This window comes from Streptomyces sp. NPDC028722 (assembly GCF_040637655.1).
Taxonomy (GTDB): Bacteria; Actinomycetota; Actinomycetes; order Streptomycetales; family Streptomycetaceae; genus Streptomyces.
This window is the reverse complement of record NZ_JBEZWU010000011.1, coordinates 65803-87678: the sequence shown is the minus strand read 5'-3', so window position 1 is coordinate 87678 and position 21876 is coordinate 65803. Positions and strand designations below refer to the sequence as shown.

At 72.3% G+C, this 21876-nt stretch carries 19 protein-coding genes; 3 read left to right on the top strand and 16 right to left on the bottom strand.

Translation table 11 applies throughout. From position 1 onward, the window contains the following. Positions 1 to 212 precede the first annotated feature (212 nt). From AB0F03_RS19055 to AB0F03_RS19005, 11 genes are all read right to left on the bottom strand, one after another. Complete coding sequence (locus tag AB0F03_RS19055) at positions 213 to 1388, bottom strand: glutathione-independent formaldehyde dehydrogenase (RefSeq protein WP_361992992.1); 1176 nt, start codon at positions 1386 to 1388, stop codon at positions 213 to 215. Between the two features lie 300 nt (positions 1389 to 1688). Next, the gene (locus tag AB0F03_RS19050; RefSeq protein ID WP_361992989.1) at positions 1689 to 2822 is read right to left on the bottom strand and encodes a hypothetical protein; all 1134 of its coding nucleotides are present in this window, start codon (positions 2820 to 2822) and stop codon (positions 1689 to 1691) included. 316 nt (positions 2823 to 3138) lie between these two features. After that, positions 3139 to 4899, bottom strand: a complete 1761-nt coding sequence (locus tag AB0F03_RS19045) for an FAD-dependent oxidoreductase (RefSeq protein ID WP_361992987.1) — start codon at positions 4897 to 4899, stop codon at positions 3139 to 3141. After that, on the bottom strand, positions 4899 to 5162 hold the full coding sequence (locus AB0F03_RS19040; RefSeq protein ID WP_361992984.1) for a UBP-type zinc finger domain-containing protein: 264 nt from the start codon (positions 5160 to 5162) through the stop codon (positions 4899 to 4901). The genes AB0F03_RS19045 and AB0F03_RS19040 overlap by 1 nt, the downstream gene beginning before the upstream one ends. 235 nt (positions 5163 to 5397) lie before the next feature. Beyond that, positions 5398 to 5856, bottom strand: coding sequence for a thioredoxin (gene trxA, locus AB0F03_RS19035; protein WP_361992981.1), 459 nt, complete (start codon positions 5854 to 5856; stop codon positions 5398 to 5400). Further along, a complete protein-coding gene (gene clpB, locus AB0F03_RS19030) occupies positions 5853 to 8492 on the bottom strand; it encodes an ATP-dependent chaperone ClpB (protein WP_361992979.1) in 2640 nt (879 codons plus the stop codon). The genes trxA and clpB overlap by 4 nt, the downstream gene beginning before the upstream one ends. Beyond that, positions 8483 to 8881 carry a chaperone modulator CbpM gene (locus AB0F03_RS19025; RefSeq protein ID WP_361992977.1) on the bottom strand — a complete coding sequence of 133 codons (399 nt, stop codon included), beginning with the start codon at positions 8879 to 8881 and terminating at the stop codon, positions 8483 to 8485. The genes clpB and AB0F03_RS19025 overlap by 10 nt, the downstream gene beginning before the upstream one ends. Then, positions 8878 to 9831, bottom strand: coding sequence for a J domain-containing protein (locus AB0F03_RS19020; RefSeq protein ID WP_361992974.1), 954 nt, complete (start codon positions 9829 to 9831; stop codon positions 8878 to 8880). Before AB0F03_RS19020 ends, AB0F03_RS19025 begins: the two co-directional genes overlap by 4 nt. Before the next feature lie 6 nt (positions 9832 to 9837). Further along, entirely contained in the window at positions 9838 to 10449 is a 612-nt protein-coding gene (gene grpE / locus AB0F03_RS19015) for a nucleotide exchange factor GrpE (RefSeq protein ID WP_361992971.1), read from the bottom strand. 8 nt (positions 10450 to 10457) lie between these two features. Beyond that, positions 10458 to 12368, bottom strand: coding sequence for a molecular chaperone DnaK (gene dnaK / locus AB0F03_RS19010; protein ID WP_361992968.1), 1911 nt, complete (start codon positions 12366 to 12368; stop codon positions 10458 to 10460). 80 nt (positions 12369 to 12448) lie between these two features. Beyond that, positions 12449 to 12577 carry a hypothetical protein gene (locus tag AB0F03_RS19005; protein ID WP_361992966.1) on the bottom strand — a complete coding sequence of 43 codons (129 nt, stop codon included), beginning with the start codon at positions 12575 to 12577 and terminating at the stop codon, positions 12449 to 12451. 314 nt (positions 12578 to 12891) lie between these two features. Between AB0F03_RS19005 and AB0F03_RS19000 the strand changes: the two genes are divergently transcribed. Next, the gene (locus AB0F03_RS19000) at positions 12892 to 14658 is read left to right on the top strand and encodes a helix-turn-helix domain-containing protein (protein ID WP_361992963.1); all 1767 of its coding nucleotides are present in this window, start codon (positions 12892 to 12894) and stop codon (positions 14656 to 14658) included. 313 nt (positions 14659 to 14971) lie between these two features. Here AB0F03_RS19000 and AB0F03_RS18995 read toward each other — a convergent pair whose 3' ends face one another. The 4 genes from AB0F03_RS18995 to AB0F03_RS18980 are packed head-to-tail and all read right to left on the bottom strand — an operon-like array spanning position 14972 to position 17897. Beyond that, on the bottom strand, positions 14972 to 15412 hold the full coding sequence (locus AB0F03_RS18995; protein WP_361992960.1) for a hypothetical protein: 441 nt from the start codon (positions 15410 to 15412) through the stop codon (positions 14972 to 14974). A 19-nt stretch (positions 15413 to 15431) separates the two neighbouring features. After that, complete coding sequence (locus AB0F03_RS18990) at positions 15432 to 15974, bottom strand: protease inhibitor I42 family protein (RefSeq protein ID WP_361992957.1); 543 nt, start codon at positions 15972 to 15974, stop codon at positions 15432 to 15434. After that, positions 15934 to 17514, bottom strand: a complete 1581-nt coding sequence (locus AB0F03_RS18985) for a peptidoglycan-binding protein (RefSeq protein ID WP_361992954.1) — start codon at positions 17512 to 17514, stop codon at positions 15934 to 15936. Before AB0F03_RS18985 ends, AB0F03_RS18990 begins: the two co-directional genes overlap by 41 nt. Before the next feature lie 11 nt (positions 17515 to 17525). Then, complete coding sequence (locus tag AB0F03_RS18980; protein WP_361992951.1) at positions 17526 to 17897, bottom strand: hypothetical protein; 372 nt, start codon at positions 17895 to 17897, stop codon at positions 17526 to 17528. Positions 17898 to 18222: 325 nt separating this feature from the next. Here AB0F03_RS18980 and AB0F03_RS18975 point away from each other — a divergent pair, with 325 nt between their 5' ends. Both AB0F03_RS18975 and AB0F03_RS18970 read left to right on the top strand, forming a co-directional pair. Next, positions 18223 to 18672 carry a hypothetical protein gene (locus tag AB0F03_RS18975; protein ID WP_361992949.1) on the top strand — a complete coding sequence of 150 codons (450 nt, stop codon included), beginning with the start codon at positions 18223 to 18225 and terminating at the stop codon, positions 18670 to 18672. Between the two features lie 38 nt (positions 18673 to 18710). Next, positions 18711 to 18950 carry a hypothetical protein gene (locus AB0F03_RS18970; RefSeq protein WP_361992947.1) on the top strand — a complete coding sequence of 80 codons (240 nt, stop codon included), beginning with the start codon at positions 18711 to 18713 and terminating at the stop codon, positions 18948 to 18950. On the opposite strand, the gene AB0F03_RS18965 is transcribed toward AB0F03_RS18970, so the two are convergent. Continuing rightward, complete coding sequence (locus tag AB0F03_RS18965) at positions 18947 to 21760, bottom strand: LuxR C-terminal-related transcriptional regulator (protein WP_361992944.1); 2814 nt, start codon at positions 21758 to 21760, stop codon at positions 18947 to 18949. The two genes, AB0F03_RS18970 and AB0F03_RS18965, sit on opposite strands and share 4 nt — an antisense overlap. Between the last annotated feature and the right edge of the window lie 116 nt (positions 21761 to 21876).

Sequence of the window (21876 nt, the reverse complement as noted above, 5' to 3'; positions counted from 1 at the left end):
CCAGCCGGAACGCCCCGCCGGGTCGCGTCGGCCGCACCGCCGCCTCCTGACGGCGGTGTGCTCGGCGGCCGCGCGAGTCCGCGAATCCTCGTCGCGCACCACTCGACCCTGGTGCGGGTGGGGCTGAGAGCCGTGCGGACGTCCCGGACGCCATGGACGTCACGGACGCCACGGACGCCCCTACCGACTGCGGGACTGCGGTCCTCGGTCCCTCAGCGCTTGTGGCCGTTCCCGTGTCCGTTCGGATGCAGGACCACCTTGGTCCAGCCCTCGTCACGGGCGTCGAAGTGCTCGTAGGCGGTGGGGGCCTCGTCCAGGCTGAGTTCGTGGGAGACGACGAAGCTCGGCTTCGCCTTCCCGCCGGCGATCAGATCCCGCAGCGCCCGGTTGTACTTCTTCACCGGCGCCTGCCCGGTGCCCATGTGCTGGCCCTTGAACCACATCATGCCGAAGTCGATCGGGACCTTGCCGTGCGCCTCCAACTCGCCCTGGGCCTCGGCACCGCCGGGGTCCTCGGGCAGGAACACGCCCACCACGCCGATGTCGCCCGTGAACCTGACCGAGTCGATCAGTCCGTTGAGCGTGAGGCTGGCGTCCTCGTGTCCCTCGGGGTCGTGTGCCTGGTAACCGACGCACTCACAGCCGTTGTCGGCGCCCAGACCGAGGGTGGCTTCCTTGACGACCTCCGCCGGCTTCTGCTCGGCGGTGTTGATCGGGATGGCGCCGATCTCCTCCGCCTTGCGCAGCCGGTCGGGCTGGTGGTCGGCCACCCAGACGCGGCCGGCGCCCTTGAGGAGGGCGGAGTAGGCCGCCATCTGCCCGACGGGACCGGCCCCGAAGACGATGGTCTGGTCGCCCGGTTTGACGTGGGCCATCTCGGTGGCGTGATAGCCGGTGGGGAAGATGTCGGCGAGCATCACGTAGTCGGTCTGCCGCTCGGCGGCATCCTCGCCCAGACGCAGCGCGTTGAAGTCGCCGTAGGGCACGCGCAGCAGTTCCGCCTGGCCGCCCTGGTAGGGGCCCATGTCGGCGAACCCGTAGGCGGCTCCGGCGAGGGCCGGCTCCGGCTGCATGGTCAGGCAGTAGTTGGTCAGACCCCGCTCGCACTGCTTGCAGAAGCCGCAGGCGATGTTGAAGGGCAGAACAACATACTCGCCGACCTGGACCTTGCGGACGGCCGAGCCGACCTCCACGACCTGGCCCATGTTCTCGTGTCCCAGGGTGCGGCCGGACTCGAACGAGGTGCGGCCCTCGTACATGTGCAGGTCCGAACCGCAGATGTTGGTGGTGGTGATCTTGACGATGATGTCGCAGGGGTGTTCGATCTTCGCGTCCGGTACGTCCTTCACCGTGACCGTTCGCGGTCCTTCATATACCGCTGCTTTCATGATGACTTCCCTTGGTGTCGCGGCATGACCGCGGCACGGCCGTGATGGAGACGGCGCGAAGCCCTGACTCTTGGAAGTGTCGGTACGACGGGGTCCATGGCTCCGGCACACGCCTTCGCGGGTCGTTCCCCCGGATCAGGTGGAACGGTGGTGCCGCCGCCGGCCCGCCGGACGGATCTTCGGCGCCTCGGCGGCGTGCCGTCCGGGTCCCCGTCGGCCTCCGGCGCGAAACAACCACGCACCGATCGATCAGCGCAATCTTCGGCCCCGGACGGCCACCGCTCACGACGCGCCTCCGGCTCAGGTCACCGGCTGGTCACCGTCGTCGTCCTGGAGCGAGTTGCGACGTTCCTGTTCGCGCTTGGAGTAGGCGGCTGCCCGGATCGCCTCGTCGCTCTCCAAGCCCGATCCCAGCGCACCGCCCACCGTGGCGATCGAAGCGACGAACCAGGACAACGTCCAGTACTCCGTGCCGTGCAGCGGGGTGCGCGTCATGGAGGCGAACACCCGGTCGTTGAGGATGAACAGCGCCCACACCAAGCTGACGACCAACAGACCCACGTAGCAGACGAGCACCCCGATACCCACGGTCACGACCGTCGAGGCGTTGTAGAGAGCCGCCCTCTTCCTCGCCTCCGGCGAGACCTCTGCCGCTCGATGCCACAGCTGCGCGTCCACGATCAGCCAGCCGATCATGAGCACGACAGACCCGACCATGGCGATCACGAGGCGCGGCACGCTCAGGGCCTGGGACAGGCTCCAGATGGTGGAGTTCACGGTGGCGACGGCTCCCGTGGCGAGTGCGGCCGCCAGGGCTTTCGACAGACCCGGCACCAACCGCCACGGCCGGTTGGCGCGGACCATACCGCCGAGCACCCTCAGGTAACCGCGCGGCCCGGTGGTGACGTACCGGAGATCAGCGGTCTCCTCCTCACTGACCGGGCCCCGGTGGACAGGCGCGAGACGGCCGACGAAGGGCCCCAGTGGCGGCGGATCTCGCGGAGGTTCCCCATCCCCGGTGGCTCGCGCGCCCGCCAGGCCGAGGACGGCCTCCTCCACGGCCCGCCGGGCCCTCGTCTGTAGCCGCAAGCCCCCCAGCGGAGGAAGGGACAGCAGTGCCAAGCCGTGTTCGTGACTCAGATCCACAACGAGCTTGCGCCCGTGCGAGTGCAGCGGGAGGTCGGTGAGGGCCACGACGATGTCCCAGTTCTCCGCTCTCGCACGGTCCATGATCCGGCGCATCAGGGTGTGCGGGTCCTCCGTCCCCGCGGTGAAGGGCTCACTGACCACCTTGACGTCGAAGCGCCGCCCCTGGCCCGACTTCTCGGCCAGCCGAGCGGGAAGTTCCGGGGCCATGCGCCGCGCGATCTCCGTCGGCGCGTCCGGATCCGCCAGGAGAACTACGACCGTAACGCCCTGAGGCGACACCGGCATGACTGGCCCCTTCTCGTCGCCCCCGCGATCGCAAGTGCCCACAGGATGCCTCCGAGGCCACGTCGACGCCGCGTGACACGCTGGCCCCCGCCGGCAGGTACCGGCGGCACGGCCAGATCTCCTCGTCCTCCCGGTACAGGCCTGCTCCCCCACCGGGCCCGGGCCACGATCGCGTGCGCACCGCGAAGACCCGCTCCGGCCCCGACCCGCCCCACCGCACGCCGCGCCACCGGTCCCGGCGGTGCGCTGGGCGCCCGCCGGGGAGGGCGACCGTGCACCGGGTCCGGCCACCAACGGGGTCCGTCAGCGGGCAGGGTCAGCGCCAGGCCACGGGCCGGCCCGCCACCGGCCGAGGCCCCTCGGGGCCCGCGGTGCGGACCAGGTTGCCGTTCTTTTCCCGGTGCTCGTGCACGAGGCGGATCGCCATGGCACCCTCACCGGCCGCCGAGGCCACCCGTTTGACCGAGCCGCTCCTGACGTCGCCGGCGGCGAAGACCCCGGGAAGGGTGGTCTCCAGCAGCAACGGACCACGGCCGTGCGAGTCCCACCGGGCCGCGTCGGCCGCCGCGTGGGCGTCGGCGCCGGTGAGGACGAAGCCCTTCTCGTCCAGGGCCAGCACGCCCATGAGCCAATCCGTGTGCGGCCGGGCCCCGATGAACACGAACAGCGCCGTGGCCGGCAACTCCCGGCGCTCACCGCTCGCGTCGTCCTCCACGATCAGCGACTCCAGCTTCTGCTCCCCGCGGACGCCCCGGACTTCGGTATGGAGCAGCACCTCGATCTTCGGGTGCCGTTCCACCTGGTCCACCAGGTAGCGCGACATGTCCGCGTGCAGGTCACCGCCCCGGACGAGGAGGTGGACCCTGGACGCGTGGTGGGCGAGGAACAGCGCCGCCTGCCCGGCGGAGTTTCCGCCGCCGACCACGGCGACCGGATCCGCCTGGCAGAGACTGGCCTCGTGGACGGTCGCCGCGTAGTAGACGCTGATGCCCTCCAGACGGTCGATGCCGGGCACCTCGAGCCTGCGGTACCACACGCCCGAGGCGAGCACCACGGCGCCCGCCCGGGTCCGGGACCCGTCCGTGAAGGTGACGACGTACTCGTCGTCCTGCGGGGTGAGCCCGCTGACCTGGGCCGGCACCACGAGGCGAGCACCGAACTTGTCGGCCTGGAGCACCGCGCGTTCGATGAGCTCGCCCCCGGAGATGCCCGAGGGGAAGCCGAGGTAGTTCTCGATGCGGGACGAGGTACCGGCCTGGCCTCCGGTGGCCACGGCGTCGACGGTGATCGTGGTGAGGCCGTCGGAGGCACCGTACACGGCGGCGGCGAGTCCCGCGGGGCCCGCGCCCACCACCATCACGTCGCATCGCCCGGTCTCCGGTGCGGAGGCGGGGGCGGGCAGCCCGATGAGCCGGGCGAGTTCGGCGTTGCTCGGATTGCGCAGCACCCGCTCGCCGTTCCAGATCACCACCGGAGTCTCCTCGGGACGGATGGCGAACCGGCGCAGGAGCGCCTCCGCCTCCTTGTCCTTCTCCAGATCCACCCAGCGGTGGGGCAGCCGGTTGCGAGCGGCGAACTCACGCAGCCTCAGCGTGTCCGGTGAATAGCACGAGCCCAGGATCCGGAAGCCGGCGCCGAGGCCGATGAGCAGATACCTGCGCCCCAGGTAAGCGCGGAGGATCAGGTCGCCGAGGACGGGATCCCGGCCGACCAGCGCGCGTTGCCGCTCCACCGGTACGGCCAGGATCTCGCCCGCCTCGCGCACCACGGCGGTGTCGAACGCCGTCTCGCCCTCCAGCAGCGCGAGTTCACCCAGGAACCTGCCGGGCCCGTGCACCGCTATCGTGCGCTCCTCGGGGCCGCCGTAGTCCTGGAGCATCTCGACGGTCCCGCTGAGGATCACGAGGAACTCCCGGAACGGCTCACCCTCGCGATACAGCACCTCGCCCTCGCTGGTCCGGCGGCGCTCACCGTGCGCGGCCAGGCCCTGGAGCTGCTCCGGTGTCAGGCGCGGGAACGCCCCGTACCGGTCCGGTGTCTCGCGGACCGCACCATGCCCCTGCTCGGCCGCGCTCATCAGACCAGGGCCTCGTGGACGAAGCACCAGCGCCAGTCCTCCCCCGGCTGAAAGGACCGCACGACGGGATGACCGTCGCTGCCCGCGTGCCGCCTGGCGTGCCTGTTCGGCGAGGAGTCGCAGCAGCCGACGTGCCCGCAGGTGAGGCAGAGCCGCAGGTGCACCCACGGCGATCCCTCCCTGAGGCACTCCTCGCAGCCTTGCGGGGTACGGGGCGTCACCGGGCGCACCATCGCCAGGTGCGGGTCGGGAATCGTGGCCATGAGAATTCTCCTTCCGTGGCGGGGACTGCTCGGTCGCGGCGCGCGTCGGTCTCCTCCGGCCAGCGGCGCGGCTCCGGGGTGAGGGCGCCACCAGCCCGGCGGGACATGCCCGCTCCCTTGCGGACAAGGACCAGGTCGACACCGCCGTGACCTGGAAGCGCTGCGCGAGGGCGGCGACCGGTCGATGCCGGAGCCGCGGTTTCGTGGGGCTCCCGCCGTGGCCGGCCCATCGTGTTCAGCCTCCCGCGGTGGTGTGCCGGCCCGCCATCGCCTGCTCGACCCACGACCGCAGGACGTGCGCGGGTGCGGCGCCGGCCTGCCGGGCAACCGTCTCACCCTGGTCCAGGACGAGCAGGGTCGGCACCGCCTGCACCTCGAACCGCCGGCTGAGCCGCGGGTTCTTGTCGACGTCGACCTTGACGAGCTTGATCCGTCCGGCGAGGTCACGGGCGACCTGTTCGAGGGCGGGGCTGACCATGCGGCAGGGGCCGCACCAAGTGGCCCAGAGGTCGACGACGACAGGCTGGGTGGCGTTGTCGGCGATCTCGGCGAAGTCGTCGTCGCCCGCGTCGACGATCCAGGGCAGGGGCTGCTTGCAGTGGCCGCACTTCGGGCGTCCCGCGGCGGCCACGGGAATGCGGTTGCCGCGCCCGCAGTTCGGGCAGGTCACCGTCGTCGTCCGGGTGGTGTTCATGCCGCCCTCGTTTCCCGGGCCCCCTCCTGCTGGTCGTAGGTGACCACCAGCTCTCCGTGTTCGGCGTCGACGCGGACCGTCGCGCCGTCCTGGACGTCACCGCGCAGCAGGGCGCGCCCGACCATGGTCTCGACCTCGTGGGAGATGTACCGCCGCAGCGGCCGTGCGCCGTACACCGGGTCGTAGCCCTGGTGGGCGATCAACTCCCGGGCCGCGTCGGTGAGCTCGACGGTGATGCGGCGTTCCGCGAGCCGCCGGCGCAGTTCGTCGAACTGTAGCTCCACGATCCGCTCGATCTGCCGCTCACCGAGCGGCTTGAACAGCACGATGTCGTCGACGCGGTTGAGGAACTCCGGGCGGAAGTGCCCGCGCAGCTCGCCCATCACCAGGGCGCGGGCGTCCGGCTTGATCTCACCCTCGGCGGTGACGCCGTCGAGGAGGTGCTCGGAGCCGATGTTGGACGTCATGATGATCACGGTGTTGCGGAAGTCGACGGTGCGGCCCTGGGCATCGGTGATGCGGCCGTCGTCGAGCACCTGCAACAGGGTGTTGAAGACATCGGAATGCGCCTTCTCGATCTCGTCGAACAGCACGACCGAGTACGGCTTGCGGCGTACGGCCTCGGTGAGCTGGCCGCCTTCCTCGTAGCCGACGTATCCGGGCGGTGCACCCATGAGCCGGCTGACGGTGTGCCGCTCCTGGTACTCGCTCATGTCGAGGCGGACCATGTTCTCCTCGGAGTCGAACAGGGCCCGGGCGAGGGTCTTGGCCAGTTCGGTCTTCCCGACGCCGGTGGGGCCGAGGAAGACGAACGAGCCGATGGGGCGGCGTGGGTCGCGGATGCCCGAGCGGGCGCGGATGATGGCGTCGGCGACGAGTTTGACGGCCTCGTCCTGGCCGATGACGCGCTCGCGCAGGATCTCGTCGAGGCGCAGCAGCTTCTCGCGTTCGCCCTCCTGGAGGCGGGCGACGGGGATACCGGTCCAGGCGGCGACGATCTCCGCGATCTCCTCCTCGGTGACGACCTCGCGCAGCAGCCGGTTCTGCCCTTGTTTGGCGGCCAGTTGCTCCTCCTCCGCGGCGAGTCGGCGCTCCAGGTCCCGGAGGCGGCCGTAGCGGAGTTCGGCGGCGCGGTTGAGGTCGTAGGCGCGTTCGGCCTCCTCGGCTTCGTGGCGGACCTGTTCCAGTTCCTGGCGCAGTTCCTGCACGCGGCGGATGGCCTGCCGTTCGGCCTCCCACTGAGCGTGTTTGGCGTCGGCCTCGGCGCGCAGGTCGGCCAGTTCCCTGCGCAGTTCCTCCAGGCGGGCCTTGCTGGCGGGGTCGGTCTCCTTGGAGAGGGCCGCCTCCTCGATCTCCAGGCGGGTGACGCGGCGGGTGATCTCGTCGAGTTCGGCGGGCATCGAGTCGATCTCGGTACGCAGCCGGGCGCACGCCTCGTCGACGAGGTCGATGGCCTTGTCGGGCAGGAATCGATCGGTGATGTAGCGGTGGCTGAGGGTGGCCGCGGAGACCAGCGCGGTGTCCTGGATCTTCACGCCGTGGAAGACCTCCAGGCGTTCACGCAGTCCGCGCAGGATGGAGATGGTGTCCTCCACGTTCGGCTCGTCGACCAGGACCTGCTGGAAGCGGCGTTCGAGGGCGGCGTCCTTCTCGATGTGCTTGCGGTACTCGTCGAGGGTGGTGGCGCCGATCATGTGCAGTTCGCCGCGCGCGAGCATCGGCTTGAGCATGTTGCCCGCGTCCATGGCCCCTTCGGCGGCGCCCGCTCCTACGACGGTGTGGAGTTCGTCGACGAAGAGCAGGATGCCCCCCTGGGCGGCCTTCACCTCGGCCAGCACGGCCTTGAGGCGTTCCTCGAACTCACCGCGGTATTTGGCGCCGGCGACCAGGGAGCCCATGTCGAGGGCGAACACGATCTTGTCGCGGAGTCCTTCGGGCACGTCGCCGCGGACGATGCGCTGGGCGAGACCCTCGACGATGGCGGTCTTGCCGACTCCGGGGTCGCCGATGAGGACGGGGTTGTTCTTGGTCTTGCGGCTGAGGATCTGGGTGACCCGGCGGATCTCGGCGTCCCGGCCGATGACCGGGTCGAGCCTGCCGGCCCTGGCCTCGGCGACGAGATCGCGGCCGTACTTCTCCAGAGCCTCGTAGGCCACTTCCGGGTTGGCGGAGGTCACGCGCTGGTTGCCGCGGACCTGGGTGAGCGCGCTCAGGAACGAGTCCCTGGTGATGCCGGCCTCGTTGAGCAGTCGCCCGGCGGCGGTCGAAGAGCCCTCCTCGGCCAGGGCGAGCAGGAGGTGTTCCACGGACACGTACTCGTCCTTGAGGCGTTTGGCCTCCCGTTCGGCGGCATCGAGGAGGCGGGCGAGGCGCTGAGTGACGAAGACCTGGCCGGGTGACGCGCCGGGGCCGGTGACCTTCGGGCGGCGGGAGAGTTCCTCGCGCACGGCCGCGCGCAGTTCCTTCGGCTCGGTGCCGGCCTGTTGCAGCAACCGCGGGATCAGACCGTCCTCCTGATCGAGAAGCGCGAGCAGCAGGTGTTCCCCGTCGACCTCGGTCTGCCCCATGCGGACGGCCGCGGTCTGGGCCTCCTGTAGGGCTTCCTGGGACTTCTGGGTGAGACGGTTCATGTCCATGGGGGTGTTTCACTCCTCGTGCCGCGGCCGCGCAGGGCGGCTTCGAGCAGGCTGATGCGGTCGAGCAGGTCGAGCACCAGGCCGATGGATGCGTAGTTGAGGCAGAGTCCGAAGCGCAGCCGCTGGACGCGGGCGAGGACCGCGGGGGCCGTGGGGTCGAACACCAGGTGCCCCGCGGCGTCGTGCTCGGCGTCGACCAGGCCGAGGGCGACGAACCGGCGGATCAGATCAGGATGGAGGCCCGAACGACGGGCCACGGTGGCCAGGGAGAGCCTGGGGACGGGCACGAGCGCGTACCGCACTGTTGTCGAGGCGGTGACGTCGGCGCCCGTTCGTACCGGACGGTCGCCCACGCCGGCCCGGCCGATGCCCGCGGGTCGGTCGTTCATCGCGTCCTCCTGGGATCGAACGAGGAGGTGGCGGCGAGCTCCTCGAACAGGTCGCGCTCCCGGTCACTCAGGGTGGGCGGCACCATGACGCGGAGTTCGGCGTACAGGTCGCCGTTCGCGCCGCGCGGGTTCGGCATGCCCTCGCCGCGCAGCCGCAGCCGCCGGCCGCTGGAGGAGCCCGCGGGCACCGAGACCTTGGCCGTGCCGCCGCCGGGGGTGGGCACCGGCACGGTCGCACCCAGGGCCGCTTCCCAGGGGGTGACGGGGAGCTGGACGTGCACGTCGCGGCCGTCCAGCCGGAACCTGGGGTGGGGCTGGATCCGCACCCGCAGGTACAGGTCGCCCGCGGGGGCGTCATTACTGCCCCGGCCGCCCTCACCCGCCAGCCGGATGCGCTGCCCGTCGGTGACGCCCGGCGGGACGTCGACCTCGTACCGCCGCGGCTGCCCTGCGGGACCGGCGAGCGTGACGGTGCGACGGCCGCCCCGGTACGCCTCCTCGACGGTGAGCGGCAGCTCGGCCTCCTGGTCCGCTCCGGGGACGCCGCCCGGGGCGGCGCCGGCTCCGAACATGGAACCGAACAAGTCCTCGATGTCGATGCCTTCCGCTCCGAAGTCGTCGCCGAAGCCGGTGGTGTACCGGACACGGGGGCCGCCCGCGCCCGCGGTCCTGCGCGTGCGGAAGCCGCCGCCCGCTCCGGCCGCGACCCGCTCGTCGAAGTCCTCGGGGATCTTGCGGAAGTCCTCGCCGAAGCGGTCGTAACGGGCCCGGGTCTTCGGGTCCGACAGGACGCTGTACGCCTCGTTGAGGTCCTTGAAGCGTTCCTCCGCATCCGGGTCCTTGTTGACGTCGGGGTGGTACTTGCGGGCGAGCTTGCGATACGACTGCTGGATCTCGTCCTGGCTCGCGGTCCGCGACACGCCCAGCACCTGGTAGAAGTCCCGTGCCATGACCGGTCACTCCCGCTTCGCGACCGTCACGGCGGCGGGCCTGAGCTGCCGTCCGCCGTCCCCGTAGCCGGGGCGCAGCACCTCGACGACGGTGCCCGGCGGGGCGTCGGGGTCCTGGACGACACCGATCACCTCGTGCCGGGCCGGGTCGAAGGCGACGCCGGTCTCCGCGTGCCGCGGGTAGCCGAGCAGTTCCAGGACGTTCACCGCCTGGTCGCGGACCGCCCGGACGCCCTCCACGATCGCACCCGGATCGGCGCCGGCATGGGTCAGGGCGAGTTCGAGGTTGTCCAGGACGGGCAGGAAGGCGGCGGCCGTACGGGAGCGCTCCACCGTCCGCTCCCGTTCCAGTTCCCTGGCGTGGCGCTTGCGAAGGTTGTCCAGGTCGGCGAGCGCGCGCCGCCAGCGGTCCTCCAGTTCCTGGATCGCGGTCGTGTACTCGTCCTCGGCGGACGCGGGGCCGGCGGCGTCGGGTCCCGGTTCGTCGGGCGCCGCTTCCGGCCGGGACGGCGGGCCCGGCTGGGGCAGATCCCCGCGCGGAGGGCGTCCGGCGCCTTCCGCGACCGGCTCGACCGGATCGGGCGCGGCCCGGTCGGGTTCCTGGGGCTGGCTGGGCATGGCGCGCCTCATTCCTTGTCGAACTCGGCGTCGATGACGTCGTCGTCACCGCCACGGCCGCTCGGGCCGCCACCGGTCGCGCCGCCCCCGGTGGTGTCCTGGCCGGGACCGCCGGTGGCGGCGGCGCCCTGATGGGCGGCCAGCCCGGCGAGCACCTGCTGGAGTTCGGAGGTCAGGGGCCGCACGCGCTCCACTCCTGCCTCGTCCTTGACCGCCGCCCGGGCGTCGGACACGAGCATCTCGGCGCGTGCCTTCTCGTGCGCGGGCGCCGCGTCGCCGAGTTCGGCAAGGAGCTTCTCGACCTGGTACGCGACGGCGTCGAGCTCGTTGCGGGCGTCCACGGCCTCGCGGAGTGCCTGGTCCTGGCCCTGGTTGCGCTCGGCCTCCTGGACCATGCGTTCGACCTCACTGCGGTCCAGGTTGGAGCTCTCGCTGATGGTGATGCCCTGTTCCTTGCCGGTGTCCCGGTCGCGGGCCCTGACGTTGAGGATGCCGTTGGCGTCGATGTCGAAGGTGACCTCGATCTGTGGTTCGCCCCGCGGCGCCGGCCGGATGTCGGTGAGCTGGAACCGGCCGAGCACCCGGTTGTCGGCGGCCCGCTCGCGCTCGCCCTGGAGGACGACGATGTCGACGGCGGGCTGGTTGTCCTCGGCGGTGGAGAAGGTCTCGGAGCGGCGCACCGGGATGGTGGTGTTCCGCTCGATGATCTTCGTCATCACGCCACCGCGTGTCTCGACACCCAGCGACAGGGGCGTGACATCGAGCAGCAGAACGTCCTTGACCTCCCCCTTGAGCACCCCGGCCTGGATCGCGGCGCCCAGGGCCACGACCTCATCGGGATTGACGCTCATGTTGGGTTCCTTGCCGCCGGTCAGCCGACGTACGAGGGCCTGTACGGCGGGGATGCGGGTGGAACCGCCGACGAGGATGACCTCGTCGATGTCGCTCTCGCCGACCTTGGCGTCGGCCATGGCCTGCTGTACCGGTCCCAGGCACCGCTCCACCAGGTCGCTGGTGATCTGCTCGAACGTGGACCGCATGATCGAGTCGGTGAGGTGCTTGGGGCCCGAGGCGTCGGCGGTGACGAACGGCAGGCTCACCTGCGTCTGTGTCACCGAACTCAGCTCGGTCTTGGCCTTCTCCGCGGCCTCGAAGAGGCGTTGCAGCGCCTGTGGGTCCTTGCGCAGGTCGATGCCGTTGTCCTTCTGGAAGTCGTCCGCGAGGTAGTCCACCAGACGCCGGTCGAAGTCGTCGCCGCCCAGGTGGCTGTCGCCGCCGGTGGCGCGCACCTCCACCACGCCGTCGCCGACGTCGAGGATGCTCACGTCGAAGGTGCCGCCGCCCAGGTCGAAGACGAGGACGGTCTCGTGCTGCTTCTTGTCCATGCCGTAGGCGAGGGCGGCCGCGGTCGGCTCGTTGATGATCCGCAGCACCTCCAGACCCGCGATCCGTCCGGCGTCCTTGGTGGCGGTGCGCTGGGCGTCGTTGAAGTAGGCGGGCACGGTGATGACCGCCTCCGTGACCCGCTCCCCCAGCTGCTTGGAGGCGTCGTCGGCGAGTTTGCGCAGCACCTGGGCGCTGATCTCCTCAGGCGCGTACAGCTTGTCGCGCACCTTGAAGCGGGCCGCCCCGCCGTCGCCCTCGACGACGTCGTACGCCACCGCCCTGGCCTCGTCGGAGACCTCGTCGAAGTGCCGGCCGATGAACCGCTTGGCCGAGTAGATCGTGCCCTTGGGGTTGAGGATCGCCTGGCGCCGGGCCAGCTGGCCCACCAGGCGTTCGCCCGTGTCGGTGAACGCCACCACGGACGGTGTCGTGCGGTTGCCCTCGCTGTTGGGCACGACGGACGGCTCGCCGCCCTCCCACACGGCGATCACCGAGTTGGTGGTGCCCAGGTCGATGCCCACTGCCTTGGCCATGAGGAACTCCTCCCGGTGCGGCGGCCTGTGCCGACTCTCCGGATCATGCCGAACGGCCCGCCCGGACGATCGCCCGAAGGTCAGCCCGTACAGGGCGAGGAGCCGGGCGGAGACGACGGGGTCGAGCCGGTCCACAGACCGAAGCGCATCCGGGTGATCACCTGCTCGACCAAGCGGACGTCCCGCCCGATGATCGCCACCCGCTCCACGGACACCCCATGGTCAGAGAGGTGGTCAACGGCGCGTTCGGCTTCCCGGTACGTCTTTTACGGGGCAACCGGTCCGCGATGCCGCTCGGCCATCGCCCAGCCCTTCCTGCCGGTGCGCACGGAGCGTCTCGAACACTCCCCAGGGTGGCGAGCCGAGTGGCTCCACGCCTGCGCCTGGCGAGTCAGAAATGCACGGGTCAGGTCGCCCCACGAGTACTAGAGAATCCGAACATCTCGGATACACCGGACCGCGAGCGGGTACGTGGCATACCACTCGCCTCCCTGAGGGCTCAGGGGAGAACGGAGTGATTGCCATGGCCGGCAGCACGTTCCACCGCTGCTCCGACCGGGAGGGCAGCCTTCCGCAGGGCAGCGGAGGGCGGCACCCCACGGCCGCGCGGAAAGATCCCCGCCCACCCGCTCCGCCCCCGGCCGACCATGCCCTCCACGAACTGACGGCGCTCTCCCGCGCCCTGTTCGACACCCTGGAGGAAGGCGAGATCCTGCGCCTGGCCATGGACCACATAGCCGCCGCAGGGCCGTACAGCGCCGAGGCCGGATACCTCGAGGTGGACGGCGACCTGGTCCCCAGCCCGGGCGGGCGGATCCATGCCCCGGCCGTGGACCGGAGGGTGCGGGAGCTGGCCGGGCAGGACGGCTCTGTGACCGTACCCGGCAGACCCTGGGGCCGGGCCCTGGGACTGCGCGGGCTCGAGGGACTCCACGGCTACCTCGTGGTGACGTCCCGCTCCCGGCCCACCGAGGCCGAGTGGTCCCTGCTCGCCACGCTCGTCCGGCACACCGCTGCCGCGCTGTCCGTCGCCTTCGCACACCGCCGCAGACGCGAGGACGTGCTGGCGCTGCACCGGCTGCGGGGGGAACGCTCAGCCCTCCAGCGGCAGCTGGTCTCGGTCGTGGGTGAGCTGGGGTACCAGCGGGCCGTGCACGCGCTCATGGCCGACGTCGCTGCCTCGGGGGGCGGCGAGGAAGCCGTCACCCGCGCACTGCACTGGCTCACCGGACTCCCCGCGCTGGTCGAGGACCGCTTCGGCCGGCTGAGGTCCTGGACCGGCCCCAGCCGCCCCGACCCCTATCCGGAACCGGACCCCGTGCGCCAGGACGAGATGCTGCACGCCGTCGCCCGCGAGGTCGGGCCGGTGCGGATAAGGGACCGGCTGATCACCCTGGCCCGCCTGCACGGCGAGATCCTGGGTGTGCTGGCCCTGGTCGATGCCCGGGACGAGGCCGACGAGCACACCGTGCTCGCGCTGGAGTACGCCGCCACGTCGCTCGCCCTGGAGCTGGCGCACCTGCGCAATCTGGCAGAAGTGGAACTGAGGCTGCACCGCGGGCTGGTCGACGACCTCCTGGTGGGGACGGACGAGGCGAGCGCCTACGCCCGGTCCGAGGCGGTCGGACACGACCTGCACCGCAGTCACTACGTCGTCGTGGTGCAGTGGTCGAACCGGACCGCGGACGATTCCTTCGCGCAGACCGTGGGCCGGGCGGCCTCTTCCGTGGGCATGCGCTCGCTGCTGACCCGACGTTCCGACCACGTGGTCCTGGTCGCCGACGACAAGCCGCACGGCCGCGCGCTGTACGAGGCGCTGGCCCGGGAGACCGGGACACGGTCCGGGACGATCGGGGTGAGCGCCCCTACCGACTCCCTGGGCGACATCCCCCACCGCTACCAGGAGGCGCAGCGCGCCCTGGACGTGCGCCGCCACTCCCGCGAGCGCTACGGCACGACGTTCTTCGACGAGCTCGGCCTGTACCGCATCCTGGGACCTGGCAATGATTACCGGGAACTGGAGACGTTCGTCAACGAGTGGCTCGGGCAGCTCATCGACTACGACTCCCGGCACCACGCGACGATGGTCGAGACCCTGTCCCGGTACTTCGACTGCGGCGGCAACTACGACGAGACCGCCGAATCCCTCGCGATCCACCGCAGCACGCTGCGCTATCGGCTCAAGCGCATCCGCGACATCAGCGGCAACGACCTCGCGAACGTCGAGGACCGGCTCAACCTCCAGGTGGCGACCCGAGTGTGGAAGATCGTGCTGGGTGCACCCAGCTGATACCCGTCGAGCCGGCTGCCGGGGCACTCCTTGTGTCCCTCTGTCAGGAGGAGATGACCTGCCACTGTCCTCAGGCGCGCGGTTGAAGGCGGACCGGTGGGCGGCTCCGCGCCGGAGGCGACGTTGCCGCCGCCGTCGAGGACCGGGCCGGTGGTGCGGTTGGCGATCGAGCAGCTGTTGCCACCCCGGGGAGTGATCTTGGGCGGGTCGAAGTAGGGACGGGTGGGCCCGGCCGGCAGTCCGCCGACCGGGGGCCGGCCGGCCAGGGCCTCGCCGGTCACTCACAGCCGGCGGTTCTCCGGTCGGCCTCGGGTCAGGTGCTCCCGCCCCGCGCCCGGGTCAGCTGCTTGAGTTCGATGATGGTCGCGACGGCGCGCAGCCAGGTGGCCGCGGTGTCGTCGGCGGTGACCCCGCCCGCGAGTCCGGTGCCGGTCCGCAGCCACTCCCGTACGAGGGCGGCCGCCTCCCGGCGGGGCAGGGGCTCGGGCAGCTCCGCGGCGCGGGCCAGTCCGCCGGCGCGCACGGTGTCGGCGAGGAAGGCGACCGAGCGGGGCTCGGTGCCGAGGCGGTCGAGGATGACGGCCGCGGCCGCGGCGCCGTCACCGAACAGGGCGGTGCGCCGGGCGCCGGGCTCGGCGGTGAGGCCGTACCGCAGCAGGACGGTGATGTCGAGCCGGGCCAGCTCGTCGTCCGTGCGGTCCGGCGGGTACGGGGTGTCGTCGTCCATGGCGGGGCCTCGGGTGTCTCGTCTCATCTGGCTGGTCCGCCGCGGCTCAGCCGACGGTGACGGTGTAGGTGATGCGCTCGGGGGCCCGGGAGGGGGTGGCCGATCCCGTGGCCGGGGTGGCGGAGGGGCCGGTCGTCTCGGGGGGCCGGGTGGAGGTGTTGCCCTGGCAGGTGGTGAACGTGCAGTGCAGCAGCGTGAACCGGGTGGTTCCCTTGCCCTTGGCTTCGAAGGTGAAGGTGAGCCGGCCGCCGGCACCGTCCACCGGCTTGTCGCCGGAGCCCGACGCGTAGTGCCGGCCGCGGCTGACCAGCACGGAACTGTCGGGCTCGGGGCCGACCAGGTACCAGTACTCGCGGGTGGAGGCGTTCTGGTCGACGGTGAGCGTGAAGCGTTCGCCCGGCTCGGCGGTGATGCCGGTGTCCTTCACCGGGTGGCTCGTCGGGCGGCTCGCGGTGCTGTCGGAGCCGCCGGCGGGTTCGTCGGTGCCCGAGCCGCAGCCCGTGGCGAGAGCGAGGAGCGCGGTCGCCGCGATCGCGGCACCGCCCCTGCTACCGCGGAAGATAGACGCTGTACGCGTTGGGGAGATCACTGGTGGAAGCCTTGCCCATGTGGCCGTTGATGAAGTCGTCCTCGCTGACCCAGGTGGTCGAGCCCCAGGGGTTGTACACCTGAAGCTTGTCACCCTCCTGGGCGATGATGGTCATCGCGTGGGCGCCCTCCTTGCCCGAGACGTCGACCGGCACCGGCCGCCCCTGCGCCACCGACTTCTCGACCTCGGTGAGGACGGCCCTGCGGTCGGCGGCGCTGTCGAGGTCCTGGCGCTGGTAGTCACTGCCGGTGGCGCTGCCCACGGTGGTGTCGATGATCCGTTCCTGCCCCTCGGGTCCCATGCCACCCCACTTCTCGCCGCCGTCGCCTTCGGTGTGCAGCCGGTGCTGTTCGGCCACCAGGCGCTGCTCGAAGGCGTCCGGGTCGTCCTGCTGCCCGTCGGGGCCGCCGGTGAGGCCGAGCGCGTAGAGGGGGTCGACCATGGCGCGGGAGGTGACGGTGGACGAGGCCACGCAGGTGCCCTCGTGGCCGTCACCGCCCTGGATCCACCGCTGGCCGTCGAACGTCACGTAGTCCGTGTTGATGTTCGAGCCGTTCGGCGCCAGGCCCTCGTCGTTCATGCTGTCCGCGCCGGTGACCACCGGAGTGAGGTGCCGGCGCAGCCAGGCGGGGTCCTTGCCGTGGATCTTGTTCTGGAAGGTCCCGATCTCGGCGACGCTGTGGCCGGCGGCCAGGGCCTTCATCAGGTAGGCCCGCTCCTGCGGGGTGTCCGACGCCGCCAGCATCCGCTCCATGGCCGTCTCGTCGTCGAGGCTCAGCAGGTCCATGCGTGTCGACGCGCGCGCCAGGTCGCCGGCCGTGAGGATCTCGTTCAGCTCGGGGTCGGCGCCCGCGACGCCGGTGTCGGCGAGCATCAGCTTGTCGACGGCGGTGAGTTCACTGGTCTCCATCTTCCCGGCCCGTGCCTCGGCGGCCCACTTGTTCAGGTCCCGGGCCGCGACCCGGGTGGCCTCCTGGGCGTCGGAGACGGCGGCGTGCATCAGGCCGACCGCGTAGGAGCCGAAGTGGGCGGCGTTCTTGCGGTCCCACTCCTCCTCGTCGTTCTCGTGCAGGTCGTCGAAGAAGCCGTCCCTGCCGCCGAGCGCCTTCTTCTGTTCCAGCAGTTGTCCACGGCCCTGCTCGTCCTTGCGCTGCGCGGCTCCGACCGCGTCGGCCAGCGTCAGCAGCACCGTCGCGCATCCCTGGAACGCCTCGCTCATCCGGGTCACGGACCGCCCGGCGGCGTTCACCACGTCGGAGGCGAGGACGCTCGTGTCGCCGACCCACACCTCCGGAAGACCCTTGCGGCCCACCCGGTCGACCTGGTCGAAGACGCTGCCGACCTGGTCGACCTGGCCGCGGTAGAGCCTCGCCAGGCCCTCCAGCACGCCTTGGTCGCCGCCCGGTTCGGGCACCGAGAGGGCGTTGTCGATCAGGTCGAGGAGGTCGTTCTTGCTTCCGGCACCGAGCATCTTCTCGGACAGCCCGGCGAGCCACGCGAGGCGGAAGGAAGGGGAGTCGAGCGGAGAGGAGAAGGACACCGGCCCGTTCCTCAGTAGCCCGACAGGGCCGAGACGCGCCCGCCCTGCGCCGATGTGCCGGTGAGGCCGCTCGTACCGCCGGCGGGGACGCTGTCCACGTGCTTCTTCACCAGGCCGTCGGTGCCGTGGTAGGTCTTCTTGGCCAACTGCACCTTGCCGCCCAGCTCGTGCAGCGCCGACGCCAGTGTCCTGGCCTCCGCCTCCCAGGCGTTGACGAACGCGTTCAGCGCCGACGCGGCGTCTTCGCCGCCGGCATCGCCGTACGAGTAACTCGTGCGGGGCCTGACGGCCGAACTGACGCCGTCCATCTCCGTGCCGGCGTCGTCGAGTTGCTGGGCCTGGCCGGTCATACCTGCTTTGACCTGGTAGCCGTCCGAGCCCACCGTGCCTCCCCCGTACGCCGTCGATCGTGACCGCGGGCAGGCTAACACGCAGCGTGAAGGCGACGGATCGCAGCCGGGCGCCGACGGTGACGTGCAGGCCGGAGCCGTGCGTCCGGGGTCACTCGGGACCGGGGGGTGAACCGGAGCCGACGTACGGGTGTGGCGGGAGCGGCGAACGGGTCCGGTGTCGCTCGACCGCCCGCTCGCGGTCCCGTCGGTGGCTACTTTTGGGCCGTGCGGACACAGCAGCAGTCAGGGGACGGCCGGGCGGAGAGGTCCCGGCGGGCGCCCCTGGCACCTCGCGCCTCCGGCCCCCAGGATGAAGGTGCCGATCCGTGCGAGCCTCGAACTTCACCGGGGCAGCACCCGTGTGGAGGTGGCCCGGCTGGGCGGTCTGGCACTGACCCACCGGGTCCTGGAGAAGGATCTGGAGGCGCTCGGCCGGGTGGTCGCGCCCCGGCAGGACGCACCGGACATCACCCGGGGGCCGCGGGGCGGTACCCCGGCCGACTCGGGCATGTGGCGCGCCGCCGGTGTGCGGCTGCCGATGGAGGCCCAGGTCAACGGCTTCCAGGGCGCGCCCCGGGTCCGGGAGCTGGTGGCGTCGGCGGTCCGGGCGGCGGGCGGCGGTGACCGGTTCCGGGACAAGGGGCAGGCCGCCGCGTACGCCCTGCACGAGGCGGTCTCCACCGAGTGGCTGATCGCGGCGCTGCCGTTGCTGACCGCCGCCGGGGCAACTCCGGCGGCGCGGGCGGCACGGCCGACGCGGCGGTGAACTCCGCCGGCTCGATGCCGCTGCACAAGCCCAGACTGGTGTCCGTTCTGGTGCAGTTCACGCTGGATGTCAGGGTGGTGGCCGAGGTGACCAACCGGGTACGGTCCGGCCGCACGTCGACCGCCGTCCGGGAGATCACCCTTCCCGCACCGGTGGTGATCCGCATGCCGGAACCGGTGGTCCGCCGCATGCTGACGACTCAGGGCGCCGGCCTCCAGGACCCCGACGACCGGCTGGGCCTCACCAGGGCGGCCGCACCGCCCAGGCCCGCGAGCTAGCGTCCCGGCCTGGTCCGAACGCGATGCCCGATGCCCTGGTCCCCGCTCAGCGCCTCGCTCAGTTCGCCGCGGCGGCGTATGCCCAGCTTCTTGTAGACGTTGGTGAGATGGGTCTCCACGGTGCGCCGGGCGAGGTGCAGCAGGGCGGCGATCTCCGTGTTGGTGCGGCCGTCGGCGGCCAGTCGGGCGATGCGGCGTTCGCTGTCGGTGAGGGCGGCGGAGCCGGTGCGGGTGGCGCTCGCTCGGCGGGCGCCACCCTCGCGCAGCGCGTCCTCGGCGAGTGTCCGCAGCCGCGGTGCGCCGAGGTGTTCGGCGCGTTCGACCGCCTCCCGCAGGCCTTCCCGCGCCCGGGCGCGGTCCCCGGCAGCGGTCAGCTGCCGGCCCTGCGCGACGAGCGCGGCGATCAGTTCCCGCTCCGTGCCGGTACCGGCGTCCCGCAGCAGTCGTACGGCCTCCTCGGCCAGCTCCAGGCCGCGCCGGCCCCCCGTGACCGTGCCGAGCACCCGCACGGCGCGGCCCACCGTGCGGGGTGTGTCCCACACCCGGGCCAGCCGCAGCTCCTCCTCGGCGAGCGCGAGTGCCTCCCGGGGGCTGCCGAGGACGAGCCGGCACTCGGCGGCGGACGAGCGCCACGGGGTGACGACCGGGCTGACCACCTCGCGGGCCGACTGGCGGCGGCCGCACTCCAGGAAGTCGTGCAGAGCCCCCGCCGCGTCGCCCGCGGCGGCCCGCTGCACGCCCCGCGCGTAGAGGAACCGGTTCAGCTCCCAGGAGTCGGGCGCCGCGTGCAGGTCGAAGCCGTCGGCGAGCCGCCGCGCCTCCTCCGTACGGCCCAGGTCCACGAGCGCGATCAAGGTGTGGGCGTGCGCGTTGGCGGGTCCGGCGCCGGCGGTCAGGGGCGGCTCGGCGGGCAGGCGCCCGTACGCGCCGCGTGCCGCCGCGGTGTCGGCCCGTACGTTGAGCAGCGCCTCGTGCATCGGGTGCAGCAGGTCGGGGCGCTGGCCGGCCAGACCGCGGTCCACGAGCCGGTCCGCCTCGTCGAGTTCGTCGGCCCACTGGGCGACCGCGGCGGCCGTGCCCAGCAGGAAGGGCTCGGTCAGCGGGTCGGCGGGCTCGGCGAGCAGGGCGCGGACCTGCTTCATCGCGTCGTGCGCCGAGGTGAGCCCGGCGGTGGCCGCGTGCCGTACCAGCAGGGCCCGGGTGGCCGGTCCGACCAGCTCGGGCGAGCGTCCGACGGTGTCCCACAGCCGGCGGTACACATCGCGGCGGACGGTCTGGTCGTGGTCGGAGAGCAGGGCGGAGGCGCTGTGCAGGAGCCCGGCCAGATCGGGGCGGTCGGTGAGCTGGCCGTCCACCGTGCGCAGCACCTCCACGGCGGCACGGGCCTCGCCGCGTCCGGCCAGCGCGGTGCCGAGGGCGACGGCGGCGCGGACCCGGTCCTGCGGGGCGCCGGACAGCCGCAGGGCCTCGGTGAGCCGGGAGATCCCGGACGCGGTGCCCGGGCCGGCGCACTCCAGGGAGCCCAGCTCGGTCAGCAGCCGCTGCCGGCGTTCGTCGGGCAGCGGCTCGTCGAGGGCCCGGCGCAGGAAGGCGACGGCGTCGTCGGCCCGGCCGTCGCGCAGGGTGAGGGAGGCCGCGTCCTGGAGCACGCCCGACGCCCAGGGCTCGCCCACCGGGCCGGACAGCAGCAGTTGGCGGGCGACCGTCTCGGTGGAGGCGCCGTGGCGCAGCATCGCCTCGGCGGCCTGCCGGTGCGCCGCGCGCCGCCGGGCCGCGGGCACCCCGGTGAGCACCGCGTCCCGCAGCAGGGGGTGGGCGTACCGGGCGCGGCCGTCCGGGCCCGAGCGGAGCACGCCCAGGCCGGTCATCGCGGTGAGCCAGCCCGTCACCCGGGCCGGGTCGGCGCCCGCCAGTTCGGCGAGCAGCCGGCCCAGACCCTCGGCGGTACAGCCGGGGCCGCCGCCCCTGTGGCCGTCCCAGCCCTCGTGCAGGGCGGCGAGCGCCCGTGCCACCTCCGCCGTACCGGGTCCCGCGTTGTCCAGCCACCAGGACACGGCCGCCGGGTACGCGCCGGGGTACAGCGCGGCGGACATCTCCGGCACAGCCGGGTGCCGGCCCGGGTCGCCGAGGTCGTCGAGGAGGGCGGTCAGCAGCATCGGGCTGCCGGCACCGGCCCGTACACAGTCGTCGGCCCATGCCTCGGTGGCCGCCGGGAACCGGGTGCGTACCAGTTCGGCCGCCGAGTCCGGGGTGAGCGGGGCGAGGGTGTGCGTGCGGACGAGGGCGGGCGAGAGGGTGTGGGTGAAGCCCGGCGCGGGCGGGTCCACGTCGTACTGGCTGCGTTCGGTGACCGCCAGCAGGATCGGCAGCCGTAAGCGGTCCACGTGCCGGGCGGACTCCACCAGCCAGCGGTACGAGGGGGCGTCGGCGAGGTGGACGTCGTCCACGGCGAGCAGCAGCGGGGACGCGTCGGCGTGTGTGCGCAGGACTTCCCACAGCAGGGCGGCCTGCTCCCGCTCGCCGCCGGCTTCCCCGGGCGGCGGGAACTGCGCCAGCGGGCCGAGGAGTTGGAGCACGGCGGCGAAGGGGACGGTGGTGTCACCGGGCGAGCAGCGGGCGCGCAGCACCCGCATGCCGTGGTCGGCGGCGTCCTCGGCGGCGGCCTCCAGGACAGTGGTCCGGCCGGTGCCGGTGGCTCCGCGCAGCAGCACCAGGCCGCCCGCGCCGGCCCGGGCCCGCGCGGCCGCGGCCGCCAGCGACGCGGCGGCGGCGCGGTGTTCGCGCGGCCGGTCACCGTGCGGTCCGGACATCCCTGCCTCCTTGGTCGGACGGGTCACCGTCGTGGATGTCGTACGGCCGATCTCGTGGTGTCCCTCGTGGTGCTCCACGATTGCGCGGGTCCCTCCCGCCGCTGGAGTGTGAGGAA

What these genes read in the sequence shown, in the direction of transcription:
- AB0F03_RS19055 (WP_361992992.1), bottom strand. Translation starts at nt 1,388, where the DNA reads ATGAAAGCAGCGGTATATGAAGGACCGCGAACGGTCACGGTGAAGGAC.
- AB0F03_RS19050 (WP_361992989.1), bottom strand. Translation starts at nt 2,822, where the DNA reads ATGCCGGTGTCGCCTCAGGGCGTTACGGTCGTAGTTCTCCTGGCGGAT.
- AB0F03_RS19045 (WP_361992987.1), bottom strand. Translation starts at nt 4,899, where the DNA reads ATGAGCGCGGCCGAGCAGGGGCATGGTGCGGTCCGCGAGACACCGGAC.
- AB0F03_RS19040 (WP_361992984.1), bottom strand. Translation starts at nt 5,162, where the DNA reads ATGGCCACGATTCCCGACCCGCACCTGGCGATGGTGCGCCCGGTGACG.
- trxA (WP_361992981.1), bottom strand. Translation starts at nt 5,856, where the DNA reads ATGAACACCACCCGGACGACGACGGTGACCTGCCCGAACTGCGGGCGC.
- clpB (WP_361992979.1), bottom strand. Translation starts at nt 8,492, where the DNA reads ATGGACATGAACCGTCTCACCCAGAAGTCCCAGGAAGCCCTACAGGAG.
- AB0F03_RS19025 (WP_361992977.1), bottom strand. Translation starts at nt 8,881, where the DNA reads ATGAACGACCGACCCGCGGGCATCGGCCGGGCCGGCGTGGGCGACCGT.
- AB0F03_RS19020 (WP_361992974.1), bottom strand. Translation starts at nt 9,831, where the DNA reads ATGGCACGGGACTTCTACCAGGTGCTGGGCGTGTCGCGGACCGCGAGC.
- grpE (WP_361992971.1), bottom strand. Translation starts at nt 10,449, where the DNA reads ATGCCCAGCCAGCCCCAGGAACCCGACCGGGCCGCGCCCGATCCGGTC.
- dnaK (WP_361992968.1), bottom strand. Translation starts at nt 12,368, where the DNA reads ATGGCCAAGGCAGTGGGCATCGACCTGGGCACCACCAACTCGGTGATC.
- AB0F03_RS19000 (WP_361992963.1), top strand. Translation starts at nt 12,892, where the DNA reads ATGGCCGGCAGCACGTTCCACCGCTGCTCCGACCGGGAGGGCAGCCTT.
- AB0F03_RS18995 (WP_361992960.1), bottom strand. Translation starts at nt 15,412, where the DNA reads ATGAGACGAGACACCCGAGGCCCCGCCATGGACGACGACACCCCGTAC.
- AB0F03_RS18965 (WP_361992944.1), bottom strand. Translation starts at nt 21,760, where the DNA reads ATGTCCGGACCGCACGGTGACCGGCCGCGCGAACACCGCGCCGCCGCC.